Below are 15,703 nucleotides of genomic sequence, written 5' to 3'. Positions count from 1 at the left end.
TTTTACGTTTGCCAGTTTGTATCTGGTGGACGGTGTGGGCGCTCATCTCTGCCGGAAGACACCACCGATGGTGTCTCGTGGCTAGGGATGGAGTCCGATGAGAAGTGGATTGACCCGGCGGCTGGCTGTGACAGGCCTGGCCGCGGCAATGACACTTTTGGCGCTGACGCCCGTGACGGCGACCGCGGCCCCTGCGGCCGCGGAATCGCCTGCCGTCAGTGAGTTCATCGTCAAGTTCCGTGACGGCGTCGCGGCACGCGACGCGTTAGTGGCCCAGAAGTTGCGCGTGGTCGGCGAGGTTTCGGTCGGCGCGGTGCTGGTGAAGGCTGACCAGCGGCTCGACACCAAGGCCAGCAACGCCGTTCTCAACAGCTTGAAGGCTCGTGGCGACGTCATGTTCGCGGAGCCCAACGGCGTGCTGCAGGCCGACCTGACGCCCAACGATCCGATGTATCCGCAGCAGTGGCACTACTTCGAGGCCCTGGCCGGCGCCCGTGTGGACACGGCGTGGGACTCGGGCTTCACCGGCAGCGGCGTGCGGGTCGCGGTGATCGACACCGGCCGGACGTCGCACACCGAGCTCAACGCCAACTACCTCGGCGGCTACGACATGATCACCAACGCCGCCGCGGCGCGTGACGGCAACGGCCGGGACAACAACCCGCAGGACCAGGGTGACTGGCAGGCCGCGGGCGAGTGTGGCGTGGGGACACCGGCCCGCAACAGCAGCTGGCACGGTACGCACGTGTCCGGAACTGTTGCTGCTCTGCGGAACAACGCTGTCGGTGTCTCGGGCGTGGCGCCGGCGGCCAGGATTGTTCCGGTGCGTGTGCTCGGACGTTGCGGTGGCACGTTCGCGGACATCATCGACGGAATCACGTGGGCGTCGGGTGGCGTGGTCGCGGGTGTCCCGAACAACCCGAACCCGGCCCGTGTGCTGAACATGAGCCTCGGCGGTTCCGGTGCGTGCCCGGCGGCACTGCAGGCGGCCATCAACGGCGCGATCAGCCGCGGTTCGTCGGTTGTCGTATCGGCCGGTAACAGCAACCTGAACGCTTCCACCGCCACCCCGGCGAACTGTGCCGGTGTGATCACGGTGGCGGCGAGTGACCGGCAGGGCAACCGCGCGGTGTACTCCAACTTCGGTGCCACAGTGGAGATCACAGCTCCGGGTGGCGAGACCTCGCCGACCGTCGCCAACGGCGTTCTGTCCACATTGAACGCGGGAACGACTGTGCCGGGTGCCCAGTCCTACGCCTTCTACCAGGGCACCAGCATGGCGGCGCCGCACATTTCCGGTGTGGCCGCGTTGATGCTGCACAAGAACCCGGGTCTGACCCCGGCGCTGCTGGCGTCCAGGCTCCGGGCTCGAGCGATGCCGGGTAGCTGCGTCGGCGGATGCGGTATCGGCCTGGTCGACGCGCGAGCAAGCGTGGCAGCTGCCTAGTCCAACTGCCCTAGTCGAGCGGTAGTGCGATGTGGTTGATGGCCACCACCCGGCCATCAACCACACGCAGCACAACACGTTGCCCGAGCCGGAGCATCCGCAGCGAACTCTTCGAGAACGCTTGCGCGTCGAAGGACAATGAGCGGCCGTCGTCGAGCAGAACCGTTCCGCTCCGCGTCGAAGCCGAGAACGTCGCGACGGTCGCCTGCACGTCACCCTCCAATCGAGACACCGAGAACAACCTGTGGCAGAACGGATATCAGCACAGTCCCCAGGGCCGCGACGCCGATCGCCACGCCGACCGGTCGCTTCACCTGTCCGAACTGGACAGTCTCCGGCCGGGCGGCGAACAGCCGGCTGGCCCAGGCCAGGTAGTAGAACAAGCCGATCACGGTGTTCACCGCCATGATCACGGCCAGCCAGCCGTACCCACCGAGGATCGTGCCCTGGAAGACCACGATCTTGGCGAACAATCCCGCCAGCCCTGGCGGCAGACCGGCCAGGCAGGCCAGGAAGAACGCCAAAGCGACTGCCACAAGAGGGTTCGTGCGAGCCAGACCACGGTAGTCGTCCAGCATTCCCCCGCCATGCCGCCCGACCCAGCCGACGAACGAGATCACCGCGAACACACCGATGTTCATCAGCGCGTAGATCGCGACGTATCCGATGGTCGCGGCCACCAGCTCGCCCAGCGGCGCTCCTCCCCCAGCCGCGCCGAGCGGCGCGAGCATGTACCCCGCCTGGGCGATCGACGACCAAGCAAGCAGTCGGATAACGGTCTTCTGCCGCAACGCCACCAGATTGCCGACCGTCATGGACACCGCGGCCAGCACAGCGACCAGCGGCCCCCAGACGTCGGCGAACGGCGCGAACGCGATGCTCAGGACCAAGGCCAGCCCGGCGAACCCGGCCGCCTTGGACACCACGGACAGGAAAGCCGCGACCGCGACCGGTGACCCCTGATACGTGTCCGGCGCCCAGAAATGGAACGGCACGGCCGAGACCTTGAACCCGAAGCCGACCAGCACCAGCACGACGCCGACACCCGCGACGGATTCCAAAGGAGACGGTGTCGCCAGCACGGCCCCGATCCGGTCGAGGAAAAGCGTTCCGGTGGCGCCGTAGACCAGGCTGATCCCGAACAGCATCACGGCGGTGGACACCACCGAGACCAGGAACATCTTCACCCCGGCCTCGGACGACCGGCCGTCATACCGGCGCAACGCCACCAAAGCGAACAGCGGCAATGACACAACTTCCAGCGAGACCAGCAACGTGACCAGATCGCGCCCGGCTGCGAGAGTAAGCGCGCCGGACAACGCGCCCAGAATCAAGAAGTAGAACTCGCCGGCCGGCAGGCGGGTATCACGGATCTCCACCTGCGCCATCAGCACCACGATCACACCGGCGATCAGCATGACCGACTGGAACAGCAGCGTGAAATCGTCCACGACGAACGAGCACGAACCGTCCACACAGAACGTTCCACGCGTCCGACCCCCTGCTGTCAAAGCAATCTCAGCGCCGCCTGCCAGCACGATCCCACCGATGGCCAATGCATCGACGCGCGGCAGAAATGTCTCGGCCACCAGCACCAGAATGGCCGCGAGCGCGAGGATCAGCGGCGGTGCGATGGCCAGATAGTCGATGTCCTGGACGGCCGGCATAGGTCATCCGCCCCCAGACAGATAGGCACTGACGGTTTCCGCAGTCGGGCCCAGCACCAGACCGGGCCAGATTCCCACGACGAGGACCAGGACCACCAACGGAACCCAGGCGACCATCTCCGACCTGGTGACGTCCATGATCCCGCCGTCCCGGCGCCACGCGGCGACCGTTCCCTGCGCGACCTTCCGCAGCATGACCAGGAAATAGGCCGCGGTCAGCACGGCCCCGATCCCGGCGATGACCATGTAGGCCAGGTACAGACCACGGTCGAGGCTTTCGGCCGGATTGAACGCCGCCAGCATGGCGAGCATCTCGCCCCAGAACCCGGCCAGGCCGGGCAGGCCGAAACTGGCGACCGCGGCGATGATCAACAGCACGCCCAGCCGCGGCGCCAGGGTCAGGGTGCCGCCCCCGATCTTGTCCATATCCGTGCTGCCGAACCGCTCTGCCATGCCACCTACCAGGAAGAACAGCAAGCCAGTGATCAATCCGTGAGCAATGTTGGCCAACAGCGCCGCGTTGACGCCAGCCGCTGTAAGGGTGGAAATCCCGAGCAGCACGAACCCCATGTGACCGACACTGGAGAACGCGATCAGCCGTTTGAGGTTGCGCTGGGCCAGACAGGCCAGCGCCGCGTAGACGATCCCGATGACCCCGAGCGCGCCCAGGAACGGCGCGACCGCCAGGGCACCTTCGGGCAGGGTCGGCAGCGCGATGCGGATCAGGCCGTACGTACCCATTTTCAGCAGGACACCGGCCAGCAGCACCGATCCGACGGTCGGTGCTTCGCTGTGCGCGTCCGGCAGCCAGGTGTGCAACGGCCACATCGGCACCTTCACCGCCAGCCCGCCGGCGACCAGCACGAAGGCGATAATCTGGACGGCACGGCTCATCCCGGCGCCGTCACGGGCCGCAAGCTCCACCATGTCCAAAGTAGACGTATTGCCGTAGATCACGAGCAGCCCGACGAGCAGCACACCCGAGCCGAGCAGTGTGTACAGGATGAACTGCCGGGCGGCCCGGACCCGGCCCGCGCCGCCCCAGCCGGCGATCAGCGCGTACATCGGGATCAGCACGACTTCGAAGAACACGAAGAACAGCAACAGATCCAGAGAAATGAACGTGCCGAGCATGCCGACCTCGGTCAGCAACAGCAATGAGACAAACGCTCGCGGACGCTCCAGCCCGGCTTCACGGCGTGCGACATAGATCATTCCCAGCAGGCACAGCAGGGCCGTGAGAATCACCAACGGGACCGAAACGCCGTCAATACCAAGATGAAACCGTAGCCCGATCGGGGGAATCCACGAAAGATCGGTGACCAGGTGCATCCCGCCGCCGACATAGCTGAACGACATGGCAGCCACCACGGTCAACACAAAAGTGACCGCGGTGATCACAATGCCCAGCACCACGGCGATTCGCTCGGGTACGGCCAAAACCGCGATACACCCGATCAGGGGAATCGCGAAGAAGAGCACCGGAAGCACGCTCATTGCAGCACCACCACCCCGACCGCGATCAACACGACCCCGGCGAGCACAGCGGTGACATAGAACTGCGGATTCCCGTTCTGTGTCAGCCTCAGTACCCCGCCGAGCGCACGCGCCCCGCGGCCGGTGCCGCGAACCGTCTGCCCGACAACGGAATCGTCGACCCGCACAACGCCGTTAGCGAGCTTCACCACTCCCCTGGCCACAGTTCGCTCGTAAAGATCGTCCGTGCCGAAAGCGGAGGCGAAAACGCCTCGCGCCCGGCCCAGCAAGACCGCCGGATCGCGCGCAGGGTCACGCCGCCAGGCCAGAAACACCAGCACCGCACCAATTCCAGCCAACACAACGGACAACACCGCGCTCAGCAATTCCGGCCGCAACTCCTCGACCCACACCGCGCCCAACCCGAGCAGCAACGACGCTGTTGCGAGAACTGCCAACGGCACCAGCATGATCTTCGACGCCTCATCGACCTCGGGACCATTCGGGCCGAAGAACGTCCGCAACCAGGCACGCGTGGTGTATGCCGCGGTCAGCAAAGCGGTGACCAGCAACCCGGTCAAGACCAGCCAACCGGTGGAATGCTCCGCCGCGGCCACGACCGCGTCCTTGCTGAAGAACCCGGCCGTCGGCGGAATCCCAGCCAAGGCAGCGAACCCGACCGTCATTGTGAGGAACGTGACGGGCATGCGACGGCGCAGGCCACTCATGTCGGCCATGAGGTTGCTGCCCACCGCGATGATCACGGCGCCCGCGCCGAGGAACAGCAGGGCCTTGAAGGCGGCGTGGGAAAGCAGATGACCGACGGCCTGGGTCCGGCCGCCGACCGCGAGCGCCGCGAACATGACGCTGAGCTGGCTGATCGTGGAGTACGCCAGCACGCGTTTGAGGTCGTCGGTGACCAGTGCGGCCAACGCGGAGCCGATCATGGAGATCACCGCGATCAGGCCGAGGATCTCCAGAGTCAGCGGCGCGGCCAGGAAGACCGGGAACAGCAGCGCGACCATGTACGCCCCGGCCGCGACCATCGTGGCGGCGTGGATCAGGGCGCTGACCGGCGCCGGACCGGCCATGGCATCCGGCAGCCAGCTGTGCAGCGGAAACTGGGCCGCCTTGCCCACCACACCGACCAGCAACAGCAAGGTTCCGGTCAGCACGGTGCCCGGGGACATCGTGGGGACCGCCGCGATGACGTCGGAAACCCGGAACGAGCCCGCCGCGACACCAAGCACAAAGATCCCGAAGAGGAAACCCACATCACCGAACCGTGTCATCAGGAACGACTTCACCGCGGCGGCCGTGGCGCTCGGCTTCTCCCAGTGGTGGCCGATCAGGAAGTACGAGCAGACGCCCATGATCTCCCAGCCGACGTAGATGACGATCAGGTCGGCCGACAGTACGACGGTGAGCATCGCGGCAGTGAACAACGAGACCAGTGCGGCGAACGCCGGATACCGGACGTCGTGCTTCATGTACCCGATCGAGTAGATCTGGATCGCCAGGGCGACAAGCGTGACCATCACCGCGACCGTCGACGACAGTTCATCGGCCCGCATGCCCAGCGTGATCGGGATCGTTCCGGTCGGCGTCAGCAACGCACGGGTCTCGAAGGGCTCGAGGAACGTCAACGCGATCGCGAAGCCCGCGCTCAGCCCGGTCCCGGCCACCGCGAACCAACAAGGCTTGATGTAACGACTGAAGAGCATTCCGAGGAGTGCCGCCACGAACGGGAACAGGACAATGAGCGCGGCCGTCATAGCTTTTCCTCGTCGCGCTCGTTCAACTCGGTCATCGCGTCGATGGCTATCGTGGCGCGGTTGCGGAACACCTGCAGCACGATCGCCAGGCCCAGCCCGACCTCCGCGGCCGCGATGACGATCACGAACAAGGTCAGCACCTGCCCGGACCCGAGTCTGTCGGCCAGCCAGACATCGAAGACGACCAGGTTCAGGTTGACCGCGTTGAGCATCAGCTCGACCGACATCAGGACCAGGATGGCGTTGCGCCTGGCCAGAACGCCGTAGACACCGATGGAGAACAGCATCGCGGCCAGCACAACCGGGTACGCGACGTGCATCAGCCATCACCGTCCCGCGGCGGCCCGATATCGGTGCGGGACAACACGATCGCGCCGACCAACGCGGCCAGCAGCAACACCGACAGCACCTCGAACGGCAGCACCCAGTACCGGAACACGCTCGCCCCAATGCCAGCAGCCGAGCCACTCACCGAGCTACCCACGTCGACGTAGGCATGCTGGAATCCGCTCACCAGAACTGTGACCAGAATTCCAGCGGTGGCCGCAGCGACAGCTATCGCTGCCGGCCGATTACGACTGTCCAAATCAGACGAACGACCGATCGGTGCGCGCGTGAGCATGATGCCGAACAGCAGCAGCACGACGACCGCGCCGACGTAGATCAGCACCTGTACCCACGCGACCAACTCGGCTGTCAGGACCAGAAAGCACGCCGCGATCGCGCCGAAGCTCACCACCAGCCACAGCGCGGCCCGCACGAGCTGTTTTGTCGTGACCACCACGACCGCGGACGCCAGGGCGACCACGCCCAGCAGCACGAACACGATCTCCGCGCCCGTCATTTGCCGTCCTCTTCGCGCTGGACCGTGTCCATCCAGGTGCCGAGCAGATCCATCTCGTGGGTGAGGCCGGCGATCTGCTGTTCGGCGTACTCGAATTCCGGCGACCAGAACAACGCGTCGAACGGGCACACTTCGATGCAGATCCCGCAGTACATACAGAGTGAGAAGTCGATGGCGAACCGGTCGAGCACATTCTTGCTGCGGGCACGGCCGCCTTCGACCTCGGGCGGCTGGACTTCCTTGTGCGATTCGATGTAGATGCACCAGTCCGGGCATTCCCGGGCACACAGCATGCAGGATGTGCAGTTCTCCTCCAGCAGCGCGATCACGCCCCGGCTGCGCGGCGGGAGGTCGGGCTTGACTTCCGGATACTGCCGCGTGACCGACCGGCGGGTCATCGTCCGCAACGTGACGGCCAGTCCTTTGAGGATTCCCTTCACGACGCCACCACCTTCACCACACCGGTCAGCGCGAGCTGCGCCAGGCTCAACGGCACAAGCACCTGCCACGCGAGCTTTTGGAGCTGGTCGGCCCGCAGCCGCGGATTGCTGACCCGCAACCAGATCACGACGAACGCGAGCACGAAAACCTTGGCCAGAAACCAGACCGGCCCCAGATCGTCCGACGCGAACGGCCCACGCCACCCACCGAGGAAAAGCACGGCCGTCAACGCGCACAACACAACAATCCCCGCATACTCAGCCAGCAGGAACAGCGCGAACCGCAACCCCGTGTACTCGGTGTACGGCCCCAGCACAATCTCCGAGTCCGCAACCGGCATGTCAAAAGGCGGCCGCGCCAGCTCAGCGAGCCCGGCGACAAAAAAGATCAGCAGTGCGGGCGCCTGCCACAACAACCACCAGGGCGACCACGCCTCGACAATCCCACTCAACGACAGCGTCCCCGCCGCCATCGCAACAGACGACGCCGCAAGCACAAGCGGCAGCTCATACGCCATCAACTGCGCCGCACTCCGCAACCCGCCCAGCAACGAGTACTTGTTCCCGCTGGACCACCCCGCCATCACAGACCCGAGCACACTCACACTCATCACCGCGAGCACAAAGAAGAGCCCGATATCCAGATTGACAGCGACAAGCCCAGGCCCCACCGGAATCACGACAAGCACGATCATGTACGGCAGCAACGCGACCGCAGGCGCCAGCGAGAAAACTCGCCGATCAGCCTCGGTAGGAACAACATGTTCCTTCTGAACGAACTTCACCCCGTCGGCGATGAGCTGCGCCCACCCATGAAACCCACCCGCATGCATCGGCCCAAGCCGCGCCTGCATATGCGCCATCGCCTTGTGCTCCATCTGCCCCACCAGCAACGGCAGAATCAGAAACGCCGCCACCACAAGCACAAGCCGGAGCACAACCTCCAAAATGGTCATGAGTCCTGCCTCCAGTCGGTGGGGACTCCGGGTGGCAGGTTGCGGCGGCGTTTGGGTTTGCCCAGGTCGGTGAGGGACTGGCCGGGGTCTACTTCGCCGGGCCATTGTTTGGCCACGCGGCTGGCGAGGACGAAGGACTTGCGCAGGGGGTTGCCTTCGAAGCCATCGGGCAGCAGCAGCGGGATCAGGTTCGGGTGGCCTGAGAAGGTCACGCCGAACATCTCGTGGGTTTCGCGCTCGTGCCAGTTCGCGCCCTTGTAGACGCCGGTTGCGGTCGGCAGCACGAAAGGTGCGTCCAGCAGGGTTCGTAGCAGCAGGTGGTGCTTCAGAGAGGTCGAGTAGACGTGGGCGACGATTCGGATTCCTTCGTCGAGTTCGTCCACTGCGGTCAGGAAGTCGAAGAAGTCGCAGGCCAGTATGTCGCGTGTGTACTCAAGGGCGGGAATCCAGTTGGCGGCCGGGACGTCCACGCTTTGCTGTCCGTGGGCTGTCTCGGCCCGACCATAGGGGAAATCGTCAAGATCCATCGGGCACCCGCTCGAAGGCCGGGTATTCCGGTGAGCCGCGGGTGGCCCAGTCCTCGTCGCCGATCTTGGCCTGGAGTTTCATGATCCCGTGCAGCAGCGCCTCCGGGCGGGGCGGGCAGCCGGGGATGTAGACGTCGACGGGGATCAGCTGGTCGACGCCCTTGGTCACGCAGTAGGAATCCCAGTACGGCCCGCCGCAGTTGGAGCAGGCGCCGAACGAGATCACGTATTTCGGCTCGGGCATCTGCTCGTAGAGCCGCTGCACGGCGGGCGCCATCTTGTCGGTGACCGTCCCGGACACCACCATCAGGTCTGCCTGCCGGGGGCTGGGCGCGAACGGGATCACGCCGAGCCGGATGAAGTCGTGCCTGCTCATCGAGGTGGCGATGAACTCGATCGCGCAGCAGGCCAGCCCGAAGTTGAACACCCACAACGAGTACCTGCGTCCCCAGTTGAGGATGAACCGCATCGGCTTGGGAACCTGCGAGATCATCCCCAGGTCGGTCACGCCCACGACAGGACCCCCTTGCGCCAGGCGTACAAGATCCCCACTGCCAGAAATCCCAGGAAAACGAACATCTCGATCAACGTCGCCAGCCCGAAACCGGGGGCCGCGAACACCGTCGCCCACGGAAAAAGAAAAACAGCGTCCACCGCGAACACGACATACAGAAACGTGAAGACGTAATACCGCACGTACGACTGTGCCCAGCCGCCACCGACCGGGTCGACGCCGCACTCGTATGTCAGCAGCTTCTGGGGCGTGGGACGGGCCGGGCGCAGGAGCCGGTTCGCACTCAGCGCGACGGCCACGAACACAGCGCCGACTACCAGGAGCAACGCGATCAGTCCGTATGCTCCGAAGTAGCCCTGCACTGGCGACACCTCCGACGAGACGCGCTGCGCTGTGTGTTGGATCACATCATGGTCGCTTACGCACCTTTCGTCTACCGAAAGCCCACAGGTGGCCATGCGGCGTGAGCATCAGCAGAACCACAGGTGAAGACCGGTCGACCGCCCTTAGGGGGACCACTTCACAAGCCCCTTAGGGGTCACCCATTAGAGTCTCCTGGTGCATTTCGATTCGATCTCGAACCGATCACTACTTACACCCTCACGGGCTGTCACCTGTATGGACTCGGCCAGGTGACGTTCTGGCTCGTGGCGGCCGTAGCCGGAGCCCCGCTGGTCGCCCTGGGCGCTGCACTGCAGCAAAACGCGGCTGTGCACTGCAAGAACATGGGTTTTCTGCGGCTGCTGACGCAGCTCGTACGCAGGCCCAAATGGGTGCTCGGCTCGGCGACCACGCTCTGTGGCGCCGTTATGCACATCATCGCCCTGTCGAATGGTCCGCTGACCGTTGTGCAGCCGCTCGGGATGAGCGGGCTGCCGATCGCGGTACTGATCGCGGCGGCCATCGACCGCAGGCGGGTGTCCGCCGGTGAAATGTTCGGCACGTTCGCGGTGAGCGCGGGGCTCGTGAGCCTCCTGCTGCTGCTCCCGCACGAGTCGAGCCGCCCTACGCTCGACGGCCCTTCAGCGGCCGTGCTGTGCGGCAGCGCGCTCGCCCTGATCCTCGGTACCGCGTTCATGGCGCGGCGCAGCACCGGCGCGGTCAACGCACTCTTCCTGGCGATCGGCTCTGGCGTCGCGTACGGCGTGTTCGCCGCGCTGACCCGGGTCGGCGGCAGCTCCGCGATCAACGAGATGTCCGGCACGGTCATCTGGGTGATCGGCCTGGCCATCGTGTTCTGCGTGATGGGCCTGCTCTTCCAGCAGAACGCCTACCGCACCGGCCGGTTCGCCCTGAGCTACGCGACACTGCTGGTGGCCGACCCGATCACCGGCGCACTCATCGGCGTGATCGTGCTCAACGAGCAGCTGCCCACGTCGTTCCTGGCCAACGTAGGCGTGCTGGCAGCCTGCGCGGTCACCATCTCCGGCGTGGTCGTGCTCACCAGGCTCCACCCGCCGCACCACGCGGTCGCCGACCCCGCGCCGCCGCCCGCACGAGAGCTCGTCGGCGTGTAGCCACCCCTGGAAAAAAATCTTGAAACTCGTGTCGATGTGGCGGCGGGTCGTTCGACGCGTCAGTGTCAGGCAAGGTCAAGCACCCAAGGAGACACGATGCGGTTCATGATGATCGTCAAGGCCAACTCGGAGACCGAGGCCGGCGTCATGCCCACCCAGGAGGAACTGGCGGAGATGGGCCGGTTCAACGACGAGATGACCAAGGCGGGCGTGATGCTGGCCGGCGACGGTCTGCGCGACAGTTCGAAGGGCTTCCGCGTCAGCTACGGCCCCGGCGGCGCGGAGAAGGTGACCGACGGCCCGTTCGCCGAGGCCAAGGAGCTCGTCGCGGGTTTCTGGATCATCGAGGTGTCCTCGAAGGCCGAGGCCGTGCAGTGGGCCAAGCGTGTGCCGTTCCGCGAGGGTGAGCTCGAGGTCCGTCAGGTCTTCGAGGAAGCCGACTTCGCGTAACCAGCCCGTTCACCTATACACCGTTCGATATATTTACCGAACGCCATATGGGTGAAGTATCCGTTCTACGCAGACGTAGGATCGGATATCTGGCCGACACTGTTGTGGTGCGCAACAGAGTCGCGGCTGCCATCGGCTCAGCTGGGTTCTTCGTACTGGCCCCCGGGATCGTCGGGGGCCTGATCCCCTTTTTGATCACCAGTTGGGAATTCGAACCATTCTGGCCGCCGCTGCGCGTGATCGGCTGGGTGTTGCTCATCGCCGCGGTCGCCGTGCTCGTCTCGGCGTTCGTCCGCTTCGTGGCCGAGGGCTTCGGCACACCCGCGCCGGTCGCTCCACCTGAAAAGCTTGTGGTGGGCGGGTTCTACCGGTACGTGCGCAACCCGATGTACATCGCGGTACTGAGCACGATCATCGGCCAGGCATTGATCCTGGGCCAGTTGCTGCTGTTGGTGTACGCCGCTGTCGTGTGCGCGGCGTTCTACGCGATGGTGCACTGGCACGAGGAACCTGCACTCAGGCGCAGCTTCGGCAATCAGTACGACACGTACAAGGATGCCGTGCCCGGGTGGTTGCCGCGGATGCGACCGTGGCAACCACCCAAAACAACTTCGTAGCTAGGGCAAGGGTTCGTACTCGCGGACGGCGGCGATCGACGTGCCGTTCGCGGTGTTGGCCTCCCGCTCGATCATGATCTCGACGAGCACCGGCCTGCTTGTGGCGTCGGCCTGTTTGCGGGCCCACGACAGGGCGTCCGCGATCTCGCCGGGCTGCGTGACACGGCGGCCGGAGCAGCCGTACGCCTCCATGATCTTGACGTTGTCCGATCCGTTCGTGTCGTAGTGCAGGTCGACTTCGTAGTTCATCTGATAGCCGCCGTGATCCTCGGCCATCCTGATCAGGCCGAGATACTCGTTGTTCAGCATGATGAGCACGAACGGAACGTCGTACTGCGCGGCCACAGCGAGCTCCTCGACCAGGAACTGGAACGAGTAGTCACCGACGATGCCCACGACCTCGGCGTCCGGCTCGCTGTGCTTGAGCGCCTTCTTCACCCCGATCGCGGCGGGGATCTCCCACCCGAGCGGGCCGGCCTGGCCGCAGACCTGGTAGTGCCGCGGCTTGTGCGCCAGCTGGTGCTGGCCGGACCAGATCTGGTACAGCCCGATCGCGGTCACGAAGTAGGTGTCCGGACCGTAGAACTCGTTGATCTCCTTGAACACCCGCGGCGCCTTGACCGGCACGGTGTCGAAGTCCTCACGCCGGGTCAGCGTCGCCTTCAACTCCTGGATCCTGGCCACCCACGCTCCAGGCTCGCCCTTGGCGTTGCGTGCCTTGGCGACGTCGAGAATGGCCTGCAGGAACAGTTTCGCGTCCGAGACGATGCCGAGGTCCGGCGCGAAGACCTTGCCGATCTGGGTCGGCTCGACATCGACGTGGATGAACCGGCGCTCACCCCGGTAGGTCTCCAGGTCGCCGGTGTGCCGGTCACCGAACCGCGCGCCCACCACGAGAACCAGGTCCGACTCCAGAAAGGACGCGTTGCCGTAGCGCTGGGACGTCTGGATTCCGGTCATCCCGGAATACAGCGGGTGATCCTCGTCGATCGCGCCCTTGCCCATCAGCGTTGCCTGCACGGGGATCTGCAGGTACTCGGCGAGCTCAAGCAGTTGCTCGTGCGCCTCGGCGAGGATCACGCCGCCGCCGGCCAGCAGCAGCGGGCGTTCGGCGGCCAGCAGCATGTCCAGCGCGCGTTCCACCCGCGGCAGGTGCGGGGTCACGACGCTGATCGGCAGCGGCACGTCGATACTGGCGTCCCATTCGATCAGCTGCTTCTGGACGTCCACCGGCAGGTCGATCAGGACCGGCCCGGGCCTGCCGGACTGGGCGATCCGGAAGGCCTCGCGGAAGATCCACGGCGCCTGCGCGGCTTCCTTGACCTGCACCGCCCATTTGGTGACCGGCTTGGCGATCTCGACGATGTCGACGGCCTGAAAGGCCTCCTGGTGCAGCTTGCTCGACACCGCCTGGCCGGTGATGCAGATGATCGGGATCGAGTCGGCCAAGGCCGTGTACAGGCCGGTGATCATGTTGGTACCGGCCGGGCCGGACGTGCCGATCGCGATACCGACCTTGCCGTTGGTGCGGGCCCACGCGTCGGCCATGTGGGTCGCGCCTTCCTCATGCCGGACGATCAGGTGCTCGATCCCGCCGACCACCTCAAGAGCCTTGTACAGCGGCAGGATCGCGGCGCCGGGGCACCCGAAGGCGGTGTCCACGCCCTCGGACTTGAGCACTTCGACCACGGCCTGCATCGCGGGAATCTTGGGCATGGAATCCTGCCTTTCTAACCGCGGCTGGAGAGCTGTTCGGTGACCTTCAAAAGTGCCGAGTGGTCCAGGGAGCCGTGTCCCATCGCCCTGGCCGCGGCGATCAGCTGGGCGACGAGCCCGGTGACCGGCAGGCTGACGTCGGCCTGCCGTGCGGCGGCCAGCGCGATGCCCATGTCCTTGTGGTGCAGGTCGATCCGGAAGCCCGGCGCGAACTGGCGCGCCACCATGGTCTCCCGCTTCAGATCGAGGATCCGGCTGGCGGCCAGGCCGCCCGCGAGTACGTCCAGCCCGGTCCTGGCGTCCACGCCGGACGCTTCGAGCAGCACGATCGCCTCGGCCACCAGGGCGTACGTCCCGCCGACCACGAGCTGGTTGGCCGCCTTGACGACCTGCCCGGCGCCATGCGGGCCGACGTGCACGACAGTCTTGCCCAGTAGATCGAACAATGGCTTGGCAGCGTTGAAATCCGCTTCCTCACCGCCGACCATGATGGACAGTGCGGCGTTCTTGGCGCCCGCCTCGCCACCGGAGACCGGGGCGTCCAGCACACGAACGCCCTTGGCCTTGGCCGCTTCGGCGATGGCCAGTGAGCTCTCCGGACGGATCGTGCTCATGTCGATGAGCAGCAAGCCGTCCTTGGCGTTGGCGAGCACGCCGTCCTCGCCGAACACGACCGACTCGACGTGCGGGTGGTCGGGCAGCATGGTGATCACGACCTCGGCCTGTGTCACCGTTTCCGCCACGTTCGCCGCCGCCGTGCCGCCCGCCTCGGCGAACGCGCTCAGCGAGGCCGGCACGACGTCGAAACCGATCACGTCGTGACCGGCATCGACCAGGTGCACGGCCATCGGGCTGCCCATGATGCCCAGGCCGATGAAGCCCACCGTCATTTGGTTCCTCCGAATCAGGCCCGCAGATCGCGGGGTAGCCAGTCGAAGCTGTCGGCGCTGGCGCCACTGGGCTTGTATTCCAGGCCGATATAGCCGTCGTAGCCGTTGTCGGCGAGTTCGCCGAGGTAGCCCGCGACGGCGAGCTCACCGGTGCCGGGCTCGTTGCGGCCCGGCGCGTCCGCGATCTGGACGTGCCCGATCTGCTGGACATACTGGGAGACAACAACATCCAGGTCGTCACCGTTGACGGCCAGGTGGTACAGGTCCGCGAGCAGTGCGACGTTGTCGACGCCGCCCTCGGTGCGTACTCGCTGGATCACAGCGAGCGCCTCAGCGGCGGTCTTCAGCGGATACTTCGGCGCGCCACTCAGCGGTTCGATCACGATCGTGGCGCCGATCCGGCCGGCTGCCTTGGCCGCGAGTGCGATGTTCTCGCGTGCGACCTCGTCCTGCTCGGCCTCGGATACACCATCGATCCTGTTGCCGTACAACGCATTGAACGTTCGGCAGCCGAGCCGGTCGGCGATCTCGACCGCGACCTCGATGTTGTCCCGGAACTCGGCTGTGCGGGCAGGTGAGGACAGCACGCCCCGCTCGCCGCCGGGCATGTCACCGGCGAAGAAGTTCAACCCCACCAGGCGCACGCCCTCGTCACGGATCGACCGCACGAATATGTCCACATCGGACTCGCTCGGCACCGGGACGTCGAACGGCCACCAGAACTCGACCGCGTCGAACCCGGCCGCCTTGGCAGCAGCCGCCCGCGCGGGCAACTCCAACTCGGTGAACAGGATCGAGAGGTTCACGTCGTACCGGAAGCGATGGTCCACGCCCCGCTCCTTCGTTATTTCGTAGTGTGGAATCTTT

Annotated in this window: 18 protein-coding genes; 4 read left to right on the top strand and 14 right to left on the bottom strand. The window is 65.6% G+C overall.

The features are described from left to right. Positions 1 to 97: 97 nt before the first annotated feature. Positions 98 to 1,447, top strand: coding sequence for a S8 family peptidase (locus JOF56_RS28100; RefSeq protein ID WP_209642490.1), 1,350 nt, complete (start codon positions 98 to 100; stop codon positions 1,445 to 1,447). A 10-nt stretch (positions 1,448 to 1,457) separates the two neighbouring features. On the opposite strand, the gene JOF56_RS28095 is transcribed toward JOF56_RS28100, so the two are convergent. From JOF56_RS28095 to JOF56_RS28045, 11 genes are read right to left on the bottom strand one after another with little or no spacing between them, the layout of a single operon-like run. Beyond that, complete coding sequence (locus JOF56_RS28095; protein WP_209642489.1) at positions 1,458 to 1,679, bottom strand: hypothetical protein; 222 nt, start codon at positions 1,677 to 1,679, stop codon at positions 1,458 to 1,460. Continuing rightward, positions 1,660 to 3,114 carry an NADH-quinone oxidoreductase subunit N gene (locus tag JOF56_RS28090; protein WP_209642488.1) on the bottom strand — a complete coding sequence of 485 codons (1,455 nt, stop codon included), beginning with the start codon at positions 3,112 to 3,114 and terminating at the stop codon, positions 1,660 to 1,662. The genes JOF56_RS28095 and JOF56_RS28090 overlap by 20 nt, the downstream gene beginning before the upstream one ends. Positions 3,115 to 3,117: 3 nt before the next feature. After that, the gene (locus JOF56_RS28085; RefSeq protein ID WP_209642487.1) at positions 3,118 to 4,611 is read right to left on the bottom strand and encodes a complex I subunit 4 family protein; all 1,494 of its coding nucleotides are present in this window, start codon (positions 4,609 to 4,611) and stop codon (positions 3,118 to 3,120) included. Then, positions 4,608 to 6,365 carry an NADH-quinone oxidoreductase subunit 5 family protein gene (locus JOF56_RS28080; protein WP_209642486.1) on the bottom strand — a complete coding sequence of 586 codons (1,758 nt, stop codon included), beginning with the start codon at positions 6,363 to 6,365 and terminating at the stop codon, positions 4,608 to 4,610. The genes JOF56_RS28085 and JOF56_RS28080 overlap by 4 nt, the downstream gene beginning before the upstream one ends. Further along, a complete protein-coding gene (gene nuoK / locus JOF56_RS28075) occupies positions 6,362 to 6,685 on the bottom strand; it encodes an NADH-quinone oxidoreductase subunit NuoK (RefSeq protein ID WP_209642485.1) in 324 nt (107 codons plus the stop codon). The genes JOF56_RS28080 and nuoK overlap by 4 nt, the downstream gene beginning before the upstream one ends. Continuing rightward, a complete protein-coding gene (locus tag JOF56_RS28070; protein WP_209642484.1) occupies positions 6,685 to 7,209 on the bottom strand; it encodes an NADH-quinone oxidoreductase subunit J family protein in 525 nt (174 codons plus the stop codon). The genes nuoK and JOF56_RS28070 overlap by 1 nt, the downstream gene beginning before the upstream one ends. Beyond that, positions 7,206 to 7,649, bottom strand: coding sequence for a NuoI/complex I 23 kDa subunit family protein (locus tag JOF56_RS28065; protein ID WP_307855291.1), 444 nt, complete (start codon positions 7,647 to 7,649; stop codon positions 7,206 to 7,208). The genes JOF56_RS28070 and JOF56_RS28065 overlap by 4 nt, the downstream gene beginning before the upstream one ends. Then, positions 7,646 to 8,605, bottom strand: a complete 960-nt coding sequence (locus JOF56_RS28060) for a complex I subunit 1/NuoH family protein (protein WP_209642483.1) — start codon at positions 8,603 to 8,605, stop codon at positions 7,646 to 7,648. The genes JOF56_RS28065 and JOF56_RS28060 overlap by 4 nt, the downstream gene beginning before the upstream one ends. Next, positions 8,602 to 9,132: an NADH-quinone oxidoreductase subunit C gene (locus tag JOF56_RS28055; RefSeq protein ID WP_209642482.1), complete on the bottom strand. Its 531-nt coding sequence runs from the start codon at positions 9,130 to 9,132 to the stop codon at positions 8,602 to 8,604. Before JOF56_RS28055 ends, JOF56_RS28060 begins: the two co-directional genes overlap by 4 nt. Further along, positions 9,122 to 9,646: an NADH-quinone oxidoreductase subunit B gene (locus JOF56_RS28050; protein WP_307855290.1), complete on the bottom strand. Its 525-nt coding sequence runs from the start codon at positions 9,644 to 9,646 to the stop codon at positions 9,122 to 9,124. Before JOF56_RS28050 ends, JOF56_RS28055 begins: the two co-directional genes overlap by 11 nt. After that, entirely contained in the window at positions 9,637 to 10,008 is a 372-nt protein-coding gene (locus JOF56_RS28045) for an NADH-quinone oxidoreductase subunit A (RefSeq protein ID WP_307855289.1), read from the bottom strand. Before JOF56_RS28045 ends, JOF56_RS28050 begins: the two co-directional genes overlap by 10 nt. 270 nt (positions 10,009 to 10,278) lie before the next feature. Between JOF56_RS28045 and JOF56_RS28040 the strand changes: the two genes are divergently transcribed. From JOF56_RS28040 to JOF56_RS28030, 3 genes are all read left to right on the top strand, one after another. Next, entirely contained in the window at positions 10,279 to 11,163 is an 885-nt protein-coding gene (locus JOF56_RS28040; RefSeq protein ID WP_209642480.1) for a DMT family transporter, read from the top strand. Between the two features lie 96 nt (positions 11,164 to 11,259). Next, complete coding sequence (locus JOF56_RS28035) at positions 11,260 to 11,613, top strand: YciI family protein (RefSeq protein WP_209642479.1); 354 nt, start codon at positions 11,260 to 11,262, stop codon at positions 11,611 to 11,613. A 47-nt stretch (positions 11,614 to 11,660) separates the two neighbouring features. After that, positions 11,661 to 12,230: a methyltransferase family protein gene (locus JOF56_RS28030; RefSeq protein ID WP_209642478.1), complete on the top strand. Its 570-nt coding sequence runs from the start codon at positions 11,661 to 11,663 to the stop codon at positions 12,228 to 12,230. Here the strand turns inward: JOF56_RS28030 and gcl are convergent, their stop codons facing one another. The 3 genes from gcl to JOF56_RS28015 are packed head-to-tail and all read right to left on the bottom strand — an operon-like array spanning position 12,231 to position 15,666. Beyond that, complete coding sequence (gene gcl / locus JOF56_RS28025) at positions 12,231 to 13,946, bottom strand: glyoxylate carboligase (RefSeq protein WP_209642477.1); 1,716 nt, start codon at positions 13,944 to 13,946, stop codon at positions 12,231 to 12,233. It lies immediately after the preceding gene. A 14-nt stretch (positions 13,947 to 13,960) separates the two neighbouring features. Then, positions 13,961 to 14,836 (bottom strand): 2-hydroxy-3-oxopropionate reductase, encoded by an 876-nt coding sequence (locus JOF56_RS28020; RefSeq protein WP_209642476.1) that lies wholly within the window; start codon positions 14,834 to 14,836, stop codon positions 13,961 to 13,963. Between the two features lie 14 nt (positions 14,837 to 14,850). Continuing rightward, complete coding sequence (locus JOF56_RS28015) at positions 14,851 to 15,666, bottom strand: hydroxypyruvate isomerase family protein (protein WP_307855288.1); 816 nt, start codon at positions 15,664 to 15,666, stop codon at positions 14,851 to 14,853. Positions 15,667 to 15,703: the final 37 nt, after the last annotated feature.

Origin of the sequence: Kibdelosporangium banguiense, assembly GCF_017876405.1 — a bacterium.
GTDB lineage: Bacteria > Actinomycetota > Actinomycetes > Mycobacteriales > Pseudonocardiaceae > Kibdelosporangium > Kibdelosporangium banguiense.
Note: the sequence above shows the minus strand (reverse complement) of the source record. Positions and strands in the feature narration are given on the sequence as shown.

Coding starts and splice junctions, on each gene's coding strand:
- JOF56_RS28100 (WP_209642490.1), top strand. CDS start 98: ATGAGAAGTGGATTGACCCGGCGGCTGGCTGTGACAGGCCTGGCCGCG.
- JOF56_RS28090 (WP_209642488.1), bottom strand. CDS start 3,114: ATGCCGGCCGTCCAGGACATCGACTATCTGGCCATCGCACCGCCGCTG.
- JOF56_RS28085 (WP_209642487.1), bottom strand. CDS start 4,611: ATGAGCGTGCTTCCGGTGCTCTTCTTCGCGATTCCCCTGATCGGGTGT.
- JOF56_RS28080 (WP_209642486.1), bottom strand. CDS start 6,365: ATGACGGCCGCGCTCATTGTCCTGTTCCCGTTCGTGGCGGCACTCCTC.
- nuoK (WP_209642485.1), bottom strand. CDS start 6,685: ATGCACGTCGCGTACCCGGTTGTGCTGGCCGCGATGCTGTTCTCCATC.
- JOF56_RS28070 (WP_209642484.1), bottom strand. CDS start 7,209: ATGACGGGCGCGGAGATCGTGTTCGTGCTGCTGGGCGTGGTCGCCCTG.
- JOF56_RS28060 (WP_209642483.1), bottom strand. CDS start 8,605: ATGACCATTTTGGAGGTTGTGCTCCGGCTTGTGCTTGTGGTGGCGGCG.
- JOF56_RS28055 (WP_209642482.1), bottom strand. CDS start 9,132: ATGGATCTTGACGATTTCCCCTATGGTCGGGCCGAGACAGCCCACGGA.
- JOF56_RS28035 (WP_209642479.1), top strand. CDS start 11,260: ATGCGGTTCATGATGATCGTCAAGGCCAACTCGGAGACCGAGGCCGGC.
- JOF56_RS28030 (WP_209642478.1), top strand. CDS start 11,661: ATGGGTGAAGTATCCGTTCTACGCAGACGTAGGATCGGATATCTGGCC.
- gcl (WP_209642477.1), bottom strand. CDS start 13,946: ATGCCCAAGATTCCCGCGATGCAGGCCGTGGTCGAAGTGCTCAAGTCC.
- JOF56_RS28020 (WP_209642476.1), bottom strand. CDS start 14,836: ATGACGGTGGGCTTCATCGGCCTGGGCATCATGGGCAGCCCGATGGCC.